Below are 18,682 nucleotides of genomic sequence, written 5' to 3' on the forward strand. Positions count from 1 at the left end.
CTCTTCCTATCCCCCGGGTTGCCGGACCGGTTGCGTCCCCGAGGGAACCGCCGGACCGTGTTCAATGTGGCTCTTGACCATCAGCCAGGACGCGCCTGACAGACCTATGAAAAACGGATAAAGCAGGGCAAACGCCGGGAACGACATAGAGTCGAAGGTGCCTGAGGCCACGGTGGCGATGAGCCCGGCAGCTGCGGCCGAGGCGGCCAGCAGTTTCAGCTCGGCCCCCTCAGCGTTCCTGGCGGCGGCCACCGCGGCGAGGGCCGGAATCAGGAGGTAGGCAATCAGCCCCACCAATCCCACGACGCCCATTGTCACGGCCGTAAGCAGGTACTCGTTGTCGAAAATATCGAGCGCATTCGTGGGGATCCAGGTTCCCGGTCCGGTCCCGAACCAAGGTCGGTCCGCGACCAGGCGAAGGGCCAGCGGATAGTCCTCGGTCCGGTACGTGATGGACGAGTCCGAGCTTCCCGCCGTCGCAGTTTTGAACAGCGTGGAAATGAGGCCCGGAACGGCGATGAAGAGTCCCGCGGCGCCCAGCGGCATGACGATTGTGGCCCACTGCCGTGCGGTCCTGGGCAGAAAGGGAACGGTGACGGCCAGGGCGATGACCAGTGCCAGCAAACCGGACCGGGAGACAGTGAGGGCATTGGCGAGCACGAACAGGCCCACAACAATCCAGTGCAGCGCTTTCTTGCCCCGCCAGTCATAAAGTGCCCGCCACATGGCGAGGGGCAGGAGCATGGCACTGACAACACCGAGTTCGATGGGGTGCAGTGTGGTGCCCGCCACCCGCATGAGCGAGCCGCGGGCCTGGAAGGCGTCAAAGTCCCCGTTTTCCACGAATCCCACCATGATGGCGCTGATCCAGTCGACGGGATTCGTCTGCGTGGTGAACTGGATGACTGCCGCCACGCTGCATACCGCACCACCGGCGATCACCCACCTGGTGATCTCCATGGCGTCCTTGACGGTCCGCACGCAGTCGGTGGTGACAAAGGCTATGCCGGCCGCCGCGAACATCAGGAGCATCCAGCGGTCAGCCGCTGCCCGCCCGTCGATGGTGCTGGCCCCGCTGAGCCCGGCGAAGAGGTGCGCGTAGCTCAGGCACGAGGCCAGCAGGAGGGCCAGGACGGCGGCCCGCCCCGGGTGCCGGAACGCCACCGGATCGTGCAGCCCCAGCAACGACGAAATGGCCCAGAGCCCGAAGACGCCCAGGGCGAGCAGTTGCGCCAGGCTGCTGCTGGCGCCGATCGGCTCCAGCACCATGTAGGGCGGAAATGCCAGGATGGAGAAGCCGGCCGCCTTGAGCAGCCAGGGCGGTCCCGTGGATTTTCGGTGGGCGGGCAGCGCCGGAGCCGGTGCGCTTGTCAGCACGGGCCACCGCCGCCCGCGGGCTGCCGGGTGCTGGCATCCCGCTCCCAGGCCCCTGGCCGGCCGCTCCCTCGGCGGCCGGCAAAGGCGAACCCCACGTAGACCAGCGCATGGCCGGCGGACAACGGCCCGCGGATAGTGCGCACCACCTCGGACAGCGTCCGGCCGGCACTGCCGTGCCCGCCGCGCTGCTCGGCGTTGCCGCGGTAGACGCGGTGCAGCACCGCCACGTGGTCCTTGGGCGTGCGCGGCGGGCAGACCACCGCCGGGTCGCCGTCCAGGACGGCCTTTTCGCCGGGCTCGAAGAGGCGGTCCACGAAGAGGTCATCGGCGATCAGATCCGGGAACTGCTCGAAGCGCTGCCGTCCTTCCTGGGAGAGGGCATACACGCCGCCGCCCCACAGGCCGCTGCGGGCCACCGGCAGCTGCTGGCGGGTCCGGTAGTACGAGTGGATCAGAGGGTGGGCGTCCTGGAGATCAAAGCGCACGGCCGGCCGGGCCGCCAGCACCTCTCCGTCGACCAGGGCGCTGAGGACTTCGCCCACCGTTCCCGGGCTGACCTGCACGTCCGCGTCGAGGTACAGCCGGGGCCAGAACGAGGCGACGGCGTCCCCGGCGTTGAGGGCGGCAGTCTTGGACGGCTGCGGCAACTCCAGGACGTGCACGCCCTCGAACTGCCGCGCGATCGCAGCGGTGTCATCGGTGCAGCCGTTGCAGGCCACAATGACCTCCAGCTGGCCGGCCGCGGCCAGGGGGGCGAGCGGCGCCAGGGTCCGGGCGATCACGGCGGCCTCGTTGTGCGCCGGGATAATCACCGACCCATGAGGGATCCTGACCGCGGCTTTTGACGGTTCCGCGGCCGGGTCCGGAGCCTGTCCTGGCAGGGCTACCCAGCGCTCCTCGTGGAGCACCGTCTGCAGCACACCCCTGCGGTCCGGTTTCCAGCACCGCAACAGCTCCGAGAATGCCACCACCCCGTGGAACACCGCCGCGTAGGCCGCAGAATGGTACTTACGGATGTAGCGGACGCGGTTGACTGCCAGGAGCGCATTCAGCCGGGGGGAGCTGCCGGAGGCCCCGCCGGCGTGGCCCATCACCGCCGCAGGTTCGTACCAGACGGTCTCCCCCATGGTGCGCAGGCTCCGGAAGAAGTCGGTCTCTTCGCTGTAAAGGAAGTAGGACTCGTCCCAGGCGAGTGCGTCCGCCACCGGGCGGCGGACCATCAGCGCCGCGCCGGTCGCCCAGTCCACCGTGTGGGGATGGGCGTAGCTCTCCGGGTTGAGGTCAGTGCCGGAAAGCCAGGCCGGCCGGTTGGGCGCCCGCCGGCCCAGCAGTGCGTCGCCGACGGCGGTGGCGATGGTGGGCTCGCGGTACAGCGACAGGCTGGTGCTCCCGCCGGGGTTCAGCAGGCGCGGGACCACCGCACCCGCCTGCGAGGCACGCAGCCGCTGCATCATGGCCGCCAGGGAACCGCGTCCCACGGTGAGATCGGGGTTCAACACCACAATGGCGGCAGCTTCGCCCACCTTCCGCATGGCTGCGTTGATGCCGCCGGAGTATCCCAGGTTCCCGCCGGTTGCGAAGGCCAGCACGTCCGGGTGCCGGGTGCGCGCGGACTCCAGCGTTCCGTCGCTGGAGGAATTGTCTGCCACGATGACGCGCAGGGTCAGGTCGGCCGTTTCGGCCCTGAGGCTCTTGAGCAGCGCATCCAGGCAGCCTGCACTGTTGTAGGTCACGATGATCACTGCAGCGTCCGCCGTGCCGTCGGGCCCGGTGAAGTGGCCGGGTGTCCGGGGGGCCGGGTCCGCCGCCGTCGGGCTGTCCGTCCTGGCCGGCGGCACACAGCAGGAGGTGGTCCGCAGCTTCAGGTAGGCCGGGGGCCCGTCAACCAGGTAACGCCCGGCCAGCCGTTTGGGCTCCAGGGCCAGCCGGTACCCCCACTCCAGTCCGTGCTCGCAAAACCACTGGGGTGCCCGCTGGACGCGCCCGGCGAGGAAGTCGACGGCGGCGCCGAAAGCCAGCAGGACGGCCGCCCCCGTGAGCTCCGCGTACCGGTCGATCCAGAGTTCCTGGCGCGGTTTGCCGAGCCCCACGTAGAGGATGTCGACGCCGGCGCGGGAAATGTCCCTGGCAATCCGTTCGGAGTCCGCGGTGGAGGCCAGCTCCTCGCGGCTGGGGCACCACATGCCGACAAGTTTCAGGCCGGGATGGTCAGTGGCGATCTTCCGGGCCAGGAGCTGCTGGTTGGCGGCAGACCCGCCCAGGAATCCCACGCGCAGCCCAAGCTCCCCCGCCCGCACCAGGAGGGGGGAGGCCAGGTCGCTGCCGGCCAGCCGCGGCCACCGGTGTCCGGTGAGCCGCTGGGACTGGGACACCAGGGGCGCCCCGTCCAGCAGGTAGAGCCACTCCACGGTGCTAGCGGGGTCGGCGTGCAGCGTGCCGGCCCAGCGGCCGCCGGTGCCGAAGTGGTGCAGGTGGTCCAGATTGACGGACGCCACTCCGAGCGGCCGCCGAACGCGGCCGCGGCGGGCCCGGTCGAGGATCCGCTCCAGCGCCGGTTCGGGATCCATCAGGTCCACCGGAGTGCCGCCAAGAATGACTTTGTTGTTACCCAGCATGTCCGCCCCGCCCGTCAGTGGATTCCGCGGGCTGCAGTTGCCCGTTGATTTCGTCGTAGCGCGCACCGGTTTCCGGGCAGAGCCAGGTATGGCCGCGGTCGGGCTTGAGCCGGTGCCCGGCCTTGCCCACCCAGCCCATCTGCCGGGCAGGCACCCCGGCCACCACGGCGTAGGCGGGAACATCCCGGGCCACCACCGCCCCGGCGGCAACCGTGGCCCAGGCCCCGATCCGGACCGGGGCGACACAGACGGCGCCCGCCCCGATGGAGGCCCCGTCTCCGACGGTCACGCCCACGGCAACCCAGTCGTCGGCGCCCTTGAGTTTCCCCTCCGGGGTGACGGCCCTGGGGTGCAGGTCATTGGTGAGCACCGCCGCCGGGCCCACAAACACGCCGGCACCCAGAACGGCCGGTTCGTAGACCAGGGCGTAGTTCTGCAGCTTGCAGTTGTCGCCGACCACCACTGCGGGGCCGATATACGCGCCGCGGCCCACAATGCAGTTCCGGCCCACGGTGGCATCCTCCCGGATCTGCGCCAGATGCCACACCTGCGTCCCGTTCCCGATCCGTGCCGTCTCTGCCACGTCTGCTGTCCCGGAAATGGTTGTCATCTCGATCCTCCCGAAAGTTGTGTCGCAGGGCGCCGGGACATGTTGGCGGTCCCCGTGGTCCGGCGTCCGGAGGAGTTCCCTGCCGACGTCAGAAAGCGCTGGAACTCGGCGCCCCGGGCGCCCCAGGTGTGCTGCGCGGCGAACTCTTTCCTGAGGCGCTCCTGGTCCTGGTCGTCAACCCGGGCCAGGGCCGCCTTGACCGCCAGCGCGAATTCCTGCGGCACCGACGTCAGGGTGATCAGGCCGGTGCCCAGCCACCGCGCGGACGGCATGTCCGTGGAGACCACGGCCATGCCGGCTGCCAGGTACTCAAGGGTTTTCAGCGGGAAGCTGGCCCGGTTGAAGGAGGAGTCGGCGTACGGCGTCAGTCCCACGCCGTGCACGCCCAGCTGGTGCTGCAGCTCGGCGGCTTCGAGGCGTCCCAGCCAGCGGACGTTGCCGGCTGCCAGGAGCGCATCCAGCCGGCGCCGGAAGGCGGGGTCCCGGTCGGCCCGCGGCCCGATCACCACCATGTCCTCGCCGGAGGCCTGCACGGCTTCGAGCAGGTCGAGGTCCAGCCGTTCATTGAGCTGGCCGACGAGGCACGCTGTGGGCGTGCGGCGGGTGGACGACGGCGGTGCCGGCTCGGGGCAGCCGTTGGGGACCACGGCGGAGACTGTCCCGGGCGCGGACGGGCGGAGCGCCACGGCCTGGGCCAGGAGTTCCGCCGAGACCGCCGCCACCCCGTCGGCCTGGGCGAGGTTGGCCTCCAGCACCCGGCGGATGACCGCGCGCGACAAACCCATGAGGCGTGCCCCTGCAATCCAGTCGTCAGTGAGGTACAGGGTCTTGCTCCCCGGCACCTTCCCGGGGAAGCGGGCCAGCGGGTTGGCGACCACCACCGCCTCGGGCTCCCAGCCGGTCCGGACCAGGGCTGCGCTGATGGCACGCTCCAGCAGCAGCGCCGTCAGAGCGCGCACGCCGGGCCGCGTCACCCCCGGGGGCGCGGCCACCCGGAGGCGCAGGATCGAGCCGGCCACCCGGACCGGGTCCGCCGGCCGGTCCGTGCCGGGGGACTCCCGGCGGGTCCACAGCCGGCCCGCCGTTTTCAGCGATGCGCGGGCGGGCGGGTCAACCCACAGCACGGGGCGGAACCTGGCCAGCGATTCGACCAGGCGTTTGTCGGTTCCGGCGACGCCGTCCCAGCTGGTGCCGGCTATCCAGACGACGGGTCCCTGGCCGTTCATGCCCGGCCTCCGGCCCGGAGTGGGTGGGCGGACGGGGTACTGGGGCGCTGCAGGGCGGCCCGCAGCTGGTCCGCCACATACTGCTGCTGCGTCTCGCTGATGTGCGGGAATATCGGCAGCGACAGGATGCCGCCGGCAGCCCGCTCCGCGACGGGGAAGTCGCCGGGGCCGTAGCCCAGCTCCCGGTAGGCGCGGCTGAGGTGCACCGGCACCGGGTAGTGGATGCCGGCGCCGATTCCTGCACCGTTCAGCGCGGCAAGGACCCGGTCCCGTTCCGCGACCCGGATGACATACAAATGCCAGACGTCGACGTTGCCCTCGGCCGTGCGCGGAAGGATCACGCCCGGCAGGTCCGCCAGGAGTTCCTGGTAGCGGTCCGCGGCGCGCCGCCGCCGCTCGTTCCACCCGGCCAGCCGGCGCAGCTTGGCGTGGAGCACCACCGCCTGGATGGTGTCGAGGCGCGAGTTCATGCCGATCGCGTCGTGCTGGTACTTCCGTTCGCTGCCGTGGGCGCCCAGCATCCGCACCCGGGCGGCCGTGCCGTCGTCGTCCGTCAGCACCGCCCCTGCGTCCCCGGCGGCGCCGAGGTTCTTGCCCGGATAGAAGCTGGTGCCGGCCGCGTGCCCCAGCGTGCCGGCGGACCGGCCGTGCCGGGAGGCACCCTGGGCCTGGGCGGCGTCTTCGACAATAACGGCGCCGCAGGCCTCCGCCACCGGGGCCAGCCGCTCCACAAACGCTGTCTGGCCGAAGAGGTGGACCGGCATGATCGCCTGGGTCCGGGAGGTCACCGCAGCGGCCACCTGGTCCGGCTCGACCAGGAGGTGCACCGGGTCGACGTCCACAAGGACCGGCACCGCAGCGATCCGGCTCACCGCCTCCGCGGTGGCGATGAACGTGTTGGCGGGCAGGATGACCTCGCCCCCGGGCCTCACCCCGCACGCGCGCAGTGCCAGCTCCAGGGCGTCGGTGCCGTTGGCCACCCCTACGCAGTTCCCGGCGCCGAGGAACCGCGCGTACGCCTGCTCGAAGTCCGCGACCGCGGGTCCCCCGATAAACGACCCCTGAGTGAAGATGTCCTTCAGCCCCGTGGCGACTTCGTCGGCGATCTCGTCCTGCTGGGCGGCCAGGTCAACCATGGGGACGCTGCCGCCCGCCGGCCGGGTCACCGCCCGCCTCCCGCGGCGGCCGCTGAGGGTTCGAGCACCCGGGCCGGAACACCGGCCCAGGTCTCCCCGTCGGGCACGTCAACCAGGACGGCGGCCCCCATTCCGACGCGGCTTCCGGCGCCCACCGCCCTGGCTTCACGCACCGACGAATTCATGCCCAGGTACGCGGCACGCCCGATTCGAACGCCGCCGCCCAGCGAGACGCCCGCGGCGAGGGTGGCGAAGTCCTCCACCACCACGTCGTGGGTCAGCGTTACGCCGGGCATCATCACCACATGGCTGCCCACTGTGATTCCGGCGGTGAGCGTGACGTTCCCCAGCAAGATGCTTCCGGGACCAACGTCGCAGCAGTACGGGACCCTGACAGAGCGGTCCACCACGGTCGCGAAGCGGTGGGCCGGGAACCCCAGCCCGGCCAGCCGGGCAACCACCCGTTCACGCCCGGCGCCCGGCCCGATGCAGACAACCGCCCGGGCCTCCGGGTACCGGAGGGCGAGGCTGGCGGGTCCCAGGATCGGTGCGCCGTCCAGGTCCGTCCCCGCCCTGGATTCGTCGTCGTCGAGCACTCCGACGACGTCGAACTGGCCCTCCTCGCGGACGCAGGCCAGCACCTCCCGGGCCAGGCCGCTGGCACCGAGCAGCAGCAACTCAGTCATGGAACTCCCCCGCAGCCTTCAGGATCGAACGGATGACCCGGGACTGCTCGTCCAGGGTCAGCTGGTGGTAGACGGGCAGGATCACGGTGTGGTCCGTGAGCCGCTCGGTCACGGACAGGTCTGCCCGGCCGGTGTCCAACCCGGCGTAGGCGGGCTGCCGGTGCGCGGCCATGATGCCGCGCCGGGCGGAAATTCCGTCCAGCGCCAGCCGTTCCAGCAGTTCGTCCCGGCCCAGGGCGAACTCCGGCAGGACCTCCACCCAGAAAGACTGGAAGTTGCTGGTGCCGTAGAGGGGGTCCTCGCTGAACCGCAGGCCCTCGACGCCGGCGAGCGCCTTCCGGTAGGCCGCGGCGATGGCCCGGCGCCGGGACACCGCCTCGCCCAGCCGGTCCAGCTGCACCAGCCCGACGGCGGCCTGCATGTCGGTCATCCGGTAGTTGAACCCGATCTCCCCGTATTCCTCCGCGGGCGCCAGGATCGAGGCATGGCGGTCGTTCGCGGAGACGCTCATGGCGTGTTCGCGGAGCTTCCGGGCACGGTCGGCCCAGCCGGCGTTGCGCAGCGTCAGCATCCCGCCCTCCCCGGTGGTGAGGATCTTGCGCGGGTGGAAGGACCAGGCGGCGATCTCGGCGCCCGCTCCCGCCGGACGGCCCCGGTAGGTGCTGCCCGCCGCGCAGGCCGCATCCTCGATGACGGTGATGCCCAGCCCGTCGCAGAGGGCGCGGATCGGATCGAGGTCCACCGGCATGCCGCCCTGGTCCACCACGATCACGGCCCGGGTGGCCGGGGTGAGGGCGGCGGCGAGGGTGCGCACGGACACGTTCCCGGTGTCCGCCTCGACGTCGGCGAAGACCGGCCGTGCCCCGACGTACGTGGCAGCGTTGGCGGTGGCGATGAAGGACAGGGAGGGGACTACCACGTCGTCCCCGGGCCCGACGCCGGCCACTTTCAGTGCCAGGTGCAGCGCCGTGGTGCAGTTGGAGACCGCCACGGCGTGGCCGGCCTGCTGAGCGGCCGCGAAGGCTTCCTCGAAGCGCGCCACGCGGGGACCCTGCGCCACCCAGCCGGAGGCGATGACCTCGGCCACCGCCGCAGCCTCTTCCGCCCCGAGCCACGGCTTCATGACGTTGATCCGGCTCAGGGACCGGTCCTGGTCGAGGATCACCGCGCACCGCCGACCCTGGCGTCGGCAATCTCTGCGCGCAGGGGCCGCCACCAGTCAACGAGTTCCCGCAGGCCCTCCTCGAGGCCGGTTTCCGCCCTGAATCCGAGGTCCCGCCACGCCGCGGCCGTATCCGCCTGCCGCCTGACGACGCCGTTGACGGCGCGTTCGGGGCCGTGCTCAACGTGGAGGTCCGAATCCATGGCCCGCAGCAGCGCCTCGGCCAGTTCCAGCAGGCTGGTCTCGGCGCCGCTGGCGACGTTGTAGACGCCGTCGACCGCCCCGCTGCCCGCGGCCAGGATGTTGGCCCGGGCCACGTCCCTCGCGTGGACGAAGTCCATGGTCTGCCGTCCGTCGCCGAAGATCAGGGGCGGAAGCCCGTCGTCGACGCGCTCCATCCAGCGCACCAGCACCTCGGTGTACAGGCCGTGGACGTCCATCCGCGGGCCGTACACGTTGAAGTAGCGCAGCAGGACGTAGTCCAGCCCGGACATGGCGCGGAAGCTGCGGGCCATGGCCTCGTTGAAGGACTTCGCCGCGCCGTAGAACGTGTCGTTGTTGTAGTGGTGGTGGCGTTCCGGCGTCGGGAACGTCTCCGCCATGCCGTAGACCGAGGCGCTCGAGGCCGCCACCAGCTTCCCGACCCGCTGCGCGGACGCCGCCTCGAGCACGTTGAAGGTCCCGTCCACCAGCACCTCGAGGGCGAGCCGGGGTTCCTCGGCGCACTGGGTGATCCGGATGGCCGCCTGGTGGAAGACGATGTCCTTGCCCCGGCTCAGGTCGTGGACCAGGTCCCGGTCCCGGAGGTCGCCCTCGATGAGTTCCACCCGCCCGCCGGCCAGCGCCGGGCCGAGGTTGGCGCGCCGGCCGCGCACCAGGTTGTCGAGCACGTCCACCCGGCCGGCGCCGGCGTCGAGCAGGTGGTCCACCACCGTGGAACCGATGGTGCCCGCTCCGCCTGTGACCAGGACCTGTGCGCCCTGCAGGATGCTCATCGGGTTGCCCCCAGCCGCGCCTCGGTGCCGACGACGACGCTGGCCTTCCCGTCCGCGCTGAGGCTGTCGCTGACGGCCTCCAGGACGGACAGCACGCGGAGGCCGGAGGCCCCGCTGGTCCGGGCGGGGCGGTGCTGCCGGATGCTGGCGGCGAACTCGGCCACCATCTGGCCGAGGGCCTCGTGTTCGGGCAGTGCCGGGGACCATGTGTCGCCCAGCCGGTAGGAGATGGCGGAGGCCTTCCGGTCCGCCGCCGACGGCGATTGCCGCTCGAGGCTGACTCCACGGTCGTAGACGCTGAGCCGCTGCTGGGGGTTCAGGTCGTCCCAGACCAGGGTCCGCCGGGAGCCGCCCACCACCAGCTGGCGGATCTTGGTCGGGCTCAGCCAGTTGACGTGGACGTGGGCCATGGCGTCATTGGCGAGCGCGAAGTTCAGGTGCCCGACGCAGGCCTGGCCTGTTCCGAGCGGATCCGCGCCGTGCGCTGACACTTCCGCCGGCCGCAGCCCGTCGGGGAGGATGAAGTCGAGGATGGACAGGTCATGCGGGGCGAGGTCCCAGAAGACGTCCACGTCCGGCTGCACGAGCCCTAGGTTGATCCGGACCGAGTCGATGAAGAGGATCTCGCCCAGCGACCCGTCCGCGATCAACTCGCGGATCTTCAGCACGGCCGGGGTGTAGCAGTAGGTGTGGTCCGCCATCAGCACCAGGCCGCGTTCCTCCGCCTCCTCGACCATCTCCAGTCCCTTGACCCGGCTGTCCGCGAGGGGCTTTTCGACCAGCACATGCTTCCCCGCTTTGAGGGCCGTCAGCGCGATCCCGTGATGTGTGTGGGCCGGCGTCGCGATGGCCACGGCGTCGACGTCCGCTGTGTCCAGCAGTTCGTCGATGGAGGCGAAGACCGGAGCGCCGCCCTGGGCGGCCGCGAGCCCCGCAGCCCTGGCCCGGTCCAGGTCCACGATGCCGGCCAGGTCCCAGTCAGGGCTGGCAGTGAAATTCCGGGCCAGGTTGGGCCCCCAGTAGCCGGCGCCGACGACGGCGACCCTGAGCGGGCCGCCGGCCGCGACCGGTTCCAGGCCGCGGAAGTACCCCGAACGTGATTCATCCATTGTGTATCCTCACTCCGTCAGTAAGCGCCGGCTGGCGCGCACATAGCTCGGAAGGTGCGCCACATGATGATGACGTCACCCATGATCGACCAGTTTTCGACGTAATAGAGATCGAGGCGCACGGCCTCGTCCCACGGCAGGTCGGACCTGCCGTTGACCTGCCACAGCCCGGTGATCCCGGGTTTGATCAGAAGCCTCCGGCGCGTGTGGCGCTCGTAGCGGCCCACCTCGCGCGGCAGCGGCGGGCGGGGCCCCACCAGGCTCATCTCGCCCGTGAGGACGTTCCAGAACTGGGGCAACTCGTCCAGCGAGAACCGGCGCATCCAGCGACCGCAGCGCGTGACCCGGGGATCGTTGTGCATTTTGAAGAGGACACCGGCGCCCTGGTTGTGCACCCCCAGCGCGTCCAGCGCGGCCTCGGCGTTGACCACCATGGACCGGAATTTGAGCATCCGGAATGGTTGCCCGGCCTTGCCCACCCGCTCCTGCCGGAAGAGGACCGGCCCGGGGCTGTCGAGTTTGACGATAAGAGCCAGAGCCAGGAGCACGGGCGAGAGCAGGACCAGTGCCGTGCCGGCCACCGCGATATCGAGCAGCCGCTTGCAGGCGTGTTTGGCGCCGCTGTAACGGGGCACGTCGACATGCATCAGCGGCAGCCCTTCCACCGGGCGCCAGTGGATCCGGGGGCCCGCAACGTTGGTCAGGGAGGAGGCCAGCACCAGTTCCGCCCGGTGCTCCTCCAGCCCCCAGCCCAGTTCGCGGATGAACTGGTTGCCACCCGGCACGGGACCTGCCACGATGACCGCCTCCGCCCCGCAGATGCCCACCGTCCTGACCACGTCATCGGTGGAGGAGAGCACCTGCATGCGGCGCCCGTCGGCATCGAACCAGGTGCCCCGCCGTCCGCCGGGCAGCGATACACCGAGAATCTCGTAGAAGGCGCCCGACTTCCGGGCGATCCGCTTGAGCACGTACCGCACATCCTCGGGCTGCCCGATAACCACCGCTTTGACGAGGTATTGCCCGTGGGCCTGGCGCCCGTTGTACCAGCGGCGGGCCGCCCAGCGGCTGGCGGGCAGGAGGACCAGCCCCAGCGGGAGGGATACGTGATAGAAAGCCGACGCCGGCTGCACACGGAACGTCACCAGCCCGACAGCAAGCAGGCCGAAGACCGCAACGCTGGCGGCGGCCACGCGCTTGTACTCGCTGCTCCCGGCGCCCAGGATTTTCGGGTCCCTGGTGCGGTAAAGGGCCAGGGCGGCAGCCCACATCGCGCCGAGGGTGGCTCCGATGAGTGCCCCGTTGAAGTCCGCCAGGGCCGATCCGAAGCGCGGGTTGCCCTCGGAGTGGACGAGGAAGCCGGCCAGGACAATGATGCTGACCAGCAGGGCATCCGAGGTGTGCAGCACGCGGCGCAGGAACCGCGCCCACTCGCGGCCGGAGAGCGGCGGGACCTGCGCCGCCTGGTCCGGATGAAAATGGGGTGCCCGGTTGGCAAAACGGACATCCGGGGCGACAAGGAATGCGCGAGCCACTGCGACTCCCTCCCAAAGGCAATTGGCTGCATCGATTGATGCCTGAGCCAATCCAAGTTGGTGGGAGCGCGCCGGTCACGAGTGGTTCTTACCCGAACCGATACTTGCCTTTGCGAATCATCGCCGGTGGGGCGGCCCGGGTAGTACTCACTACCCGGACCGCCGCCCCCGCATCTGCACGGGAAGCCCGGCTGACAAGTAGCCGGCCCGCGGGGCGGGGACGCTACACGCCGGTGGCGGCCATCCGGACCAACAGCCCGCCGCGCTCGACCGTCACCGCAAGATGCGTTCCGGTGCCAAGGTGGTCGCCGTCCAGCTGGAACTCCTGTTCGCGCTCCAGCGTGATCTCCGCGGACTTGCCCTGGAAATACTCCACTGACTCGGTCTCGTTCTTGTTCCGGCCAAAGATGCCAGCCACCACTCCCAGCCAGCCCAGCCGGCCGCGCGGGGCGAGGACCAGAAGGTCCAGCACACCGTCGTCGATCTTGGCGTCCGGGAAGATCTCAATGCCGCCCATGATCCGGCCGCAGTTTCCGATCATCACGCTGCGGATGCGGCGGCGGACGGGTTCCTTGCCGTCGACGCTGATGCTCGCCTTCACCGGTTTGCCGGGGAGTTTGCGGATGCCGGCCTCCACGTAGGCAAGCCAGCCCATGCGGTCCTTCAGCACGTCGACGGTGTCCGCCATGATGGCGGCGTCGTACCCCAAGCCGGCCATGACGAGGAACACCTGCTCGTCGTCCGCGCGGTTCAGGCGGGATTTCACGACGTCGATGGCCTGCTCGCTGCCGTTGAGCACGTCGTAGCAGGCGGACACCGGATCGGTAATGTCCACTCCGAGGTTGCGGGCCAGCAGGTTGCCGGTGCCCAGTGGCACCAGGCCCATGGGCGTTCCGGTGCCGGCCAGCACCTCCGCGACGCAGCGGACGGTTCCGTCGCCGCCGGCGGCGATCACGACGTCGACGCCGGCTTTCAGCGCCTCGCGCGCCTGGCCGACGCCCGGGTCTTCGACAGTGGTTTCCAGCCACAGCGGCTCGGCCCAGCCCTGCGTTTCGCACAGCCGGAAAATGGCGCCCTTGAGCGCCTCACCGACAGATTTGGCCGGGTTGATGACGACGGCGGCGCGCCGGACCCGGGGGGTGCTGTCAGGCGCGTGATTGTTCTCTGGCATGGCATCCTTCTGAGGCAGGCGGGCGTGGGGTGTCCCGGATTGAAATCCTAGCGGGGTTCCGGGCCTAACCGGCGCAGCCGCGGTGCGGCCCGTGGACGTTCGTGCGGCGGGGTCACTAGACTGGCCGTGCCCGGGTGCCGGGCGGGAAGCAGGAGCACATGTCCGAACCACAGCAGAACCACTCGGCAGAGGCCGACGCGTCCAGCAGGGATCCCCACGACTGGGGCCGGGCCATGGCGCTGGCGGTCACCCGGCTGGCGGAACAGCTCGCCCCCGCGGACAGCGAGGACATTCACGCCTCGCTGGTGGGCAAGGACCTGCACCTCAAAATCCGCGACGCCGCCGCGGGAGTCACCATCACAGTTTCCACCGCGCCGGTTCAAGGCAACGACGGCTAGCTGCAGTCAGCGCCCGGACGACAGGTCGGCGGAGATGAGCGCGGCGGGGGCCACGGCCGCCGCCCGGACCGGGCTGAAGCAGCACGGCATCCCCGCCCGGTTGCTCCCCGCTGTCAGGCTTTTCCGGTCCCCAGCACCGCGCCGAGATCGTATTTGACCGGTTCCTCGAGCTGTCCGTAGGTGCACGACCTCGGGTCGCGGTCCGGGCGCCAGCGGACAAACTGCGTCGTGTGCCGGAACCGCTCGCCCTCCATATGGTCATATTTCACTTCCAGCACGCGGTCCGGCCGGAGCGGGACGAAGGACAGGTCCTTGCCGCCGCTCCACCGGCTGCCCTGGGCATTGCGGGGCGTGCGGCCGCCCTCCTCCTGGCGCGCCCACGCCCAGGGGTGGTCCTCGAACCCGGTCACCAGCGGCTGGAGTTCCTCAAAGAGCTCCTCGCGGCGGCGCATCGGGAAGGCGCCCACGACGCCGACGTTCGCGAGGGCGCCGTCGTCGTCATAGAGGCCCAGCAGGAGGGAACCGATGCGGCCAGGCCCGGACGTGTGCACACGGTACCCGGCGAGGACGCAGTCCGCGGTGCGGACATGTTTGACCTTAAACATGGAGCGTTTGTCCGGCAGGTAGTGCCCGTCCAGGGGTTTGGCCACGATCCCGTCGAGGCCGGCCCCCTCGAACTGGTGGAACCACTCCTCGGCCGTGGCCCTGTCCCGGGTCGCGGCGGTGAGGTGGATGGGCGCCGCACTTCCGGCGAGCACGCCTTCCAGCGCCCCGCGCCGCTCGGTGAAGGGGCGCGCCGTGTAGTCCTCGTCGTCGAGGGCCAGCAGATCGAACGCGACGAACCGTGCCGGGGTCTGTTCGGCCAGCAGCCGGACCCTGCTCGCGGCCGGATGGATCCGTTGCTGCAGCATGTCGAAGTCGAGGCGGTCGCCCGAGGCGCCGACCAGGATGATCTCGCCGTCGAGCACACAGCGCGGCGGAAGGTTGGCCTTGAGCGCCTCGACGAGCTCAGGGAAATAGCGGGTCAGGGGCTTGCCGTTGCGGCTGCCGATCTCCACGTCGTCACCGTCGCGGAAGATGATGGACCGGAACCCGTCCCACTTCGGTTCGAACATCACCGGCCCCTCGGGCAGGGCATTGACGGACTTCGCCAGCATGGGCGCTATCGGGGGCATCAGCGGCAGTCGCATAGGCCCCATTCTGGTCCGCCGTTCCGCCGCCCGCCAGAGGGCTTGCGGCGGAGGATGCACACGGTCTTCGCTCGACAACCGGCGGTGGCGACGGTAAAGATGGACGATGGCTACCCTCGGTTTCCACGCATCCCATGAACAGATCAGTCCCGGCCAGCTGCTGAAGGACGTCCAGCTGGCGGAGCAGGCGGGCTTTGATGCCGCCATGTGCTCGGACCACATTGAGCCGTGGTCCGCCCGGCAGGGGCATTCCGGCTTTGCCTGGTCCTGGCTGGGGGCGGCCCTGGCCACCACCGGGCTGCGCTTCGGCACCGTGACGGCACCGGGCCAGCGCTACCACCCCGCCATCATCGCGCACGCCTCGGCCACGCTGGCGGACATGTTTCCCGGCCGGTTCTGGATGGCGCCGGGCAGCGGCGAATACATGAATGAACACGTCACGGGCCAGGCCTGGCCGGACAAGGCCACCCGCCAGCAGCGCCTCGAGGAAGCGGTCCGGATCATCCGGGACCTCCACGACGGCAAGGAGGTCACCCGGGACGGCCTGGTCACCGTCCAGCAGGCCCGCATCTGGGACGTTCCGGAGATCAAGCCGCCGCTGATCGCCCCGGCCGTCAGCGTGGAAACGGCCCGCCGGGGCGCAGCATGGGCGGACGGACTGGTCACCGTGAACCAGCCGCACGCCAAGCTGAAGGACATGCTCGCGGCCTACCGCGACGCCGGCGGCAAGGGAAATGCCGTGCTGCAGGTCCACCTGTCCTGGGCGCCGACGGAGCGGGAAGCCGTGGCGGTGGCCATGGACCAGTGGCGCAGCAACGTCTTTGCCCCGCCGGTCCCGTGGGACCTGCCGACGGCGGGGCATTTCGACGTCGTCAGCGCCGACGTCGGCGAGGAACAGGTCCGCAGCGTCGTCAACATCTCCGCTGACACCGGACAGCACGCCCAGTGGCTCGCCGAATATCTTGATCTCGGCTTCGACGAGCTGTACCTGCACTTCGTCGGCCAGGAGCAGGCGCCGTTCATCCGGGCCTTCGCCGAACACGTGCTGCCCCAACTCCGCCTCTCCGGAGCCCCGCGGCAGGACCGGGCGGCAGCCCTGTGAGGATCGCCGAAACCTCTGACCTCTGGTGGAAGAATGCCGTCATTTACTGCCTGGATCCGGAAACGTTCTTCGACGACGACGGCGACGGCACCGGGGACTTCGGCGGCCTGATCCAGCGAGTGGACTACCTCGCGGCCCTGGGCGTGACGTGCATCTGGTTGATGCCGTTCTACCCCACCCCGGACCGGGACGACGGCTACGACGTCACGGACCTCTACAGCGTGGACCCGCGCCTGGGAAACCTGGGCGACGTGGTGGAGTTCATCCGGACCGCCAAGGACCGGGGCATGCGCGTGATCGCGGACTTCGTCCTCAACCACACCTCGGACAAGCACCCGTGGTTCGTGGAGTCCCGCAAATCGGTGGACAACCCGTTCCGCGATTACTACGTCTGGCGCAAGGACACACCCCCGGACACCTCGGATCAGGTGGTGTTTCCCGGCGAGGAGACGTCCATCTGGACCCAGGACAAGGCCACCGGCGAGTGGTACCTGCACATGTTCGCGAAGCACCAGCCGGACCTGAACGTGGCGAACCCCCTGGTGCGGGATGAGATCGCCAAGTCCATGGGGTTCTGGCTGCAGATGGGACTGGACGGCTTCCGGCTGGACGCCGTCCCGTTCTTCCTTGAGCTGCAGGGCACGTCAAAGGAGGGCTCGGCAACGGTCGACCCGCACGACTACCTCAGCGCGCTCCGCAGTTTCCTCAACCGCCGCAACGGCAGCGGGCTGCTCCTGGGGGAGGTCAACGTGCCCTACAAGGACCAGCTGAAATACTTCGGCGGGGCGGCGGGAAACGAACTGAACATGCAGTTCGATTTCCTGTCCATGCAGAACCTGTACCTGTCACTCGCCCGCGAGGACGCCCGGCCGCTGGCAAAATCGCTGGCCTCCCGGCCGAAGATCCACCCGGACAACCAGTGGGCCATGTTTGTCCGGAACCACGACGAGCTGACCCTCGACAAGCTCAGCGACAGTGAGCGCGAGGAGGTCTTTGCGGCGTTCGGCCCGGACGAGGACATGCAGATGTACGGCCGCGGCCTGCGCCGCCGGCTGCCCACCATGCTCAAAGGCGATCCCGCCCGGATCCGGATGGTCTACTCGCTGATGTTCGCTCTGCCCGGGACCCCGGTGCTGTTCTACGGCGAGGAGATCGGCATGGGCGAGGACCTGTCGGCGAAGGGCCGCTCGGCTGTGCGGTCCCCGATGCAGTGGACCGACGGCGACAACGGCGGGTTCTCCACGGCTCCCGCGAAGGATCTGGTGGCGCAGGTCGTGGACGGATACTTCGGGCCGAAGAACGTCAACGCGGCCGCGGCGAAGAGGGACCCGGGGTCGCTGTGGAACTTTATGGCCACCCTGATCCAGCGCTACCGGGAGAGCCCCGAACTGGGCTGGGGCGACTTCGAACTGATCAAACAATCCGACCCGAAGGTGCTTCTCCACCGGTGCACCTGGGACGGTTCAACGCTGGTCCTGGTCCACAATTTCGGGGCGGAGCCAGCCTCCGTGGCCGCCAGCCTGGCCGGGGACGCGGAGACCGGGTTCGAGGGCGCCTACCTGCGGGACCTGCTGGACGGTGAGGACGTGGAACTGGCGCCGGACGGAGGCTTCGAACTGGAGCTGGACCGCTACGGCTACCGCTGGCTCCGGGTCCAGCGGCCGGGCCAGCGCCACATCCCCTGAGGCCGCCGGCCGCCGTGCCGGCCCGGTAACGGCGGCGGCGCCGAACGCTTACCCGCCCCTTACCGGGCTGAAACGCAGCGGCAACATTGGCGCAGGACACTGGAAGAGCCGGCAAGAGCAGGCATCATTCTCCAGTCCAGGAGGCCCCGCCATGTTGAAGGAAGCCAACGCCCCTGTCACCCGAATCCGCGCCCTGGATCAGCTGCACCGCGGCGACGAGATCGAAGCCCGCCTCAAGGTCGGCCCCAATTACGACGACGTGGTGATCCGCCGCGGCAGTGTCCAGGAGACGGCGCCCGGGATCGGCGTCGTCTGGATCCTGGACCGGCAGTCCGGAACCCGGAAAGCCATCAACACCGATGAATGCAGCCTGTGGCGGGTCGCCTGAGGCTGCTAGCCTCCCGCGACGGACTGGATGATCAGGACCTCCCCGCCGGGGGCAACCTCGGTGGCCAGGCCCTCAAGGCGCCGGATCTCATTCCCGTTGACGTATATATTCACGTAACGTCGGACCGCGCCGGTCTCATCCCGTATCCGCCTCGACAGGGCCGGGTACTCTCCGGTCACCGCGTCCAGCACTCCTTCCACCGTCACCGCCGTCTCCGCGGGCGCAGTCAGTAAGGACTGCCCGCCGGCGAGCGGCTGGAGGACACTGGGGAGCACCACACTGATCCCGGTCATGGGA

At 69.9% G+C, this 18,682-nt stretch carries 17 protein-coding genes; 4 read left to right on the forward strand and 13 right to left on the reverse strand.

Annotated elements, in window-relative coordinates; translation table 11 throughout:
• Nucleotides 1-6 precede the first annotated feature (6 nt).
• The 11 genes from ACTWQD_RS00595 to ACTWQD_RS00645 all read right to left on the reverse strand — a co-directional run bounded on the left by ACTWQD_RS00595 (nucleotide 7) and on the right by ACTWQD_RS00645 (nucleotide 13,622).
• On the reverse strand, nucleotides 7-1,377 hold the full coding sequence (locus ACTWQD_RS00595) for an O-antigen ligase family protein (protein WP_443194274.1): 1,371 nt from the start codon (nucleotides 1,375-1,377) through the stop codon (nucleotides 7-9).
• Entirely contained in the window at nucleotides 1,371-3,992 is a 2,622-nt protein-coding gene (locus ACTWQD_RS00600; RefSeq protein ID WP_443194275.1) for a WecB/TagA/CpsF family glycosyltransferase, read from the reverse strand. Before ACTWQD_RS00600 ends, ACTWQD_RS00595 begins: the two co-directional genes overlap by 7 nt.
• Nucleotides 3,982-4,602 carry an acyltransferase gene (locus ACTWQD_RS00605; RefSeq protein ID WP_443194276.1) on the reverse strand — a complete coding sequence of 207 codons (621 nt, stop codon included), beginning with the start codon at nucleotides 4,600-4,602 and terminating at the stop codon, nucleotides 3,982-3,984. The genes ACTWQD_RS00600 and ACTWQD_RS00605 overlap by 11 nt, the downstream gene beginning before the upstream one ends.
• A complete protein-coding gene (locus ACTWQD_RS00610; protein ID WP_443194277.1) occupies nucleotides 4,599-5,828 on the reverse strand; it encodes a glycosyltransferase in 1,230 nt (409 codons plus the stop codon). The genes ACTWQD_RS00605 and ACTWQD_RS00610 overlap by 4 nt, the downstream gene beginning before the upstream one ends.
• A complete protein-coding gene (locus ACTWQD_RS00615) occupies nucleotides 5,825-6,964 on the reverse strand; it encodes a DegT/DnrJ/EryC1/StrS family aminotransferase (RefSeq protein ID WP_443194893.1) in 1,140 nt (379 codons plus the stop codon). Before ACTWQD_RS00615 ends, ACTWQD_RS00610 begins: the two co-directional genes overlap by 4 nt.
• Before the next feature lie 26 nt (nucleotides 6,965-6,990).
• Nucleotides 6,991-7,650 carry a NeuD/PglB/VioB family sugar acetyltransferase gene (locus tag ACTWQD_RS00620; protein ID WP_443194278.1) on the reverse strand — a complete coding sequence of 220 codons (660 nt, stop codon included), beginning with the start codon at nucleotides 7,648-7,650 and terminating at the stop codon, nucleotides 6,991-6,993.
• Nucleotides 7,643-8,773, reverse strand: coding sequence for a DegT/DnrJ/EryC1/StrS family aminotransferase (locus ACTWQD_RS00625; RefSeq protein ID WP_443194894.1), 1,131 nt, complete (start codon nucleotides 8,771-8,773; stop codon nucleotides 7,643-7,645). The genes ACTWQD_RS00620 and ACTWQD_RS00625 overlap by 8 nt, the downstream gene beginning before the upstream one ends.
• Nucleotides 8,774-8,811: 38 nt before the next feature.
• On the reverse strand, nucleotides 8,812-9,807 hold the full coding sequence (locus ACTWQD_RS00630) for an NAD-dependent epimerase/dehydratase family protein (protein ID WP_443194279.1): 996 nt from the start codon (nucleotides 9,805-9,807) through the stop codon (nucleotides 8,812-8,814).
• Complete coding sequence (locus ACTWQD_RS00635) at nucleotides 9,804-10,916, reverse strand: Gfo/Idh/MocA family protein (protein ID WP_443194280.1); 1,113 nt, start codon at nucleotides 10,914-10,916, stop codon at nucleotides 9,804-9,806. The genes ACTWQD_RS00630 and ACTWQD_RS00635 overlap by 4 nt, the downstream gene beginning before the upstream one ends.
• A 17-nt stretch (nucleotides 10,917-10,933) precedes the next feature.
• Nucleotides 10,934-12,451, reverse strand: coding sequence for a sugar transferase (locus tag ACTWQD_RS00640; protein WP_443194281.1), 1,518 nt, complete (start codon nucleotides 12,449-12,451; stop codon nucleotides 10,934-10,936).
• A gap of 223 nt (nucleotides 12,452-12,674) precedes the next feature.
• The gene (locus ACTWQD_RS00645; protein WP_443194282.1) at nucleotides 12,675-13,622 is read right to left on the reverse strand and encodes a diacylglycerol/lipid kinase family protein; all 948 of its coding nucleotides are present in this window, start codon (nucleotides 13,620-13,622) and stop codon (nucleotides 12,675-12,677) included.
• 158 nt (nucleotides 13,623-13,780) lie between these two features.
• Between ACTWQD_RS00645 and ACTWQD_RS00650 the strand changes: the two genes are divergently transcribed.
• Nucleotides 13,781-14,020: a hypothetical protein gene (locus ACTWQD_RS00650; RefSeq protein ID WP_443194283.1), complete on the forward strand. Its 240-nt coding sequence runs from the start codon at nucleotides 13,781-13,783 to the stop codon at nucleotides 14,018-14,020.
• Nucleotides 14,021-14,133: 113 nt separating this feature from the next.
• Here ACTWQD_RS00650 and ACTWQD_RS00655 read toward each other — a convergent pair whose 3' ends face one another.
• The gene (locus ACTWQD_RS00655) at nucleotides 14,134-15,210 is read right to left on the reverse strand and encodes an ATP-dependent DNA ligase (protein WP_443194284.1); all 1,077 of its coding nucleotides are present in this window, start codon (nucleotides 15,208-15,210) and stop codon (nucleotides 14,134-14,136) included.
• Between the two features lie 106 nt (nucleotides 15,211-15,316).
• Here ACTWQD_RS00655 and ACTWQD_RS00660 point away from each other — a divergent pair, with 106 nt between their 5' ends.
• From ACTWQD_RS00660 to ACTWQD_RS00670, 3 genes are all read left to right on the forward strand, one after another.
• The gene (locus ACTWQD_RS00660) at nucleotides 15,317-16,312 is read left to right on the forward strand and encodes a TIGR03885 family FMN-dependent LLM class oxidoreductase (RefSeq protein WP_443194285.1); all 996 of its coding nucleotides are present in this window, start codon (nucleotides 15,317-15,319) and stop codon (nucleotides 16,310-16,312) included.
• A complete protein-coding gene (locus ACTWQD_RS00665; protein ID WP_443194286.1) occupies nucleotides 16,309-17,997 on the forward strand; it encodes an alpha-amylase family protein in 1,689 nt (562 codons plus the stop codon). The genes ACTWQD_RS00660 and ACTWQD_RS00665 overlap by 4 nt, the downstream gene beginning before the upstream one ends.
• A gap of 151 nt (nucleotides 17,998-18,148) precedes the next feature.
• Nucleotides 18,149-18,385 (forward strand): hypothetical protein, encoded by a 237-nt coding sequence (locus tag ACTWQD_RS00670; RefSeq protein WP_443194287.1) that lies wholly within the window; start codon nucleotides 18,149-18,151, stop codon nucleotides 18,383-18,385.
• A gap of 5 nt (nucleotides 18,386-18,390) precedes the next feature.
• Here the strand turns inward: ACTWQD_RS00670 and ACTWQD_RS00675 are convergent, their stop codons facing one another.
• Nucleotides 18,391-18,678 (reverse strand): MoaD/ThiS family protein, encoded by a 288-nt coding sequence (locus tag ACTWQD_RS00675; protein ID WP_443194288.1) that lies wholly within the window; start codon nucleotides 18,676-18,678, stop codon nucleotides 18,391-18,393.
• Between the last annotated feature and the right edge of the window lie 4 nt (nucleotides 18,679-18,682).

This window comes from Pseudarthrobacter sp. 1C304, assembly GCF_052245515.1.
GTDB lineage: Bacteria > Actinomycetota > Actinomycetes > Actinomycetales > Micrococcaceae > Arthrobacter.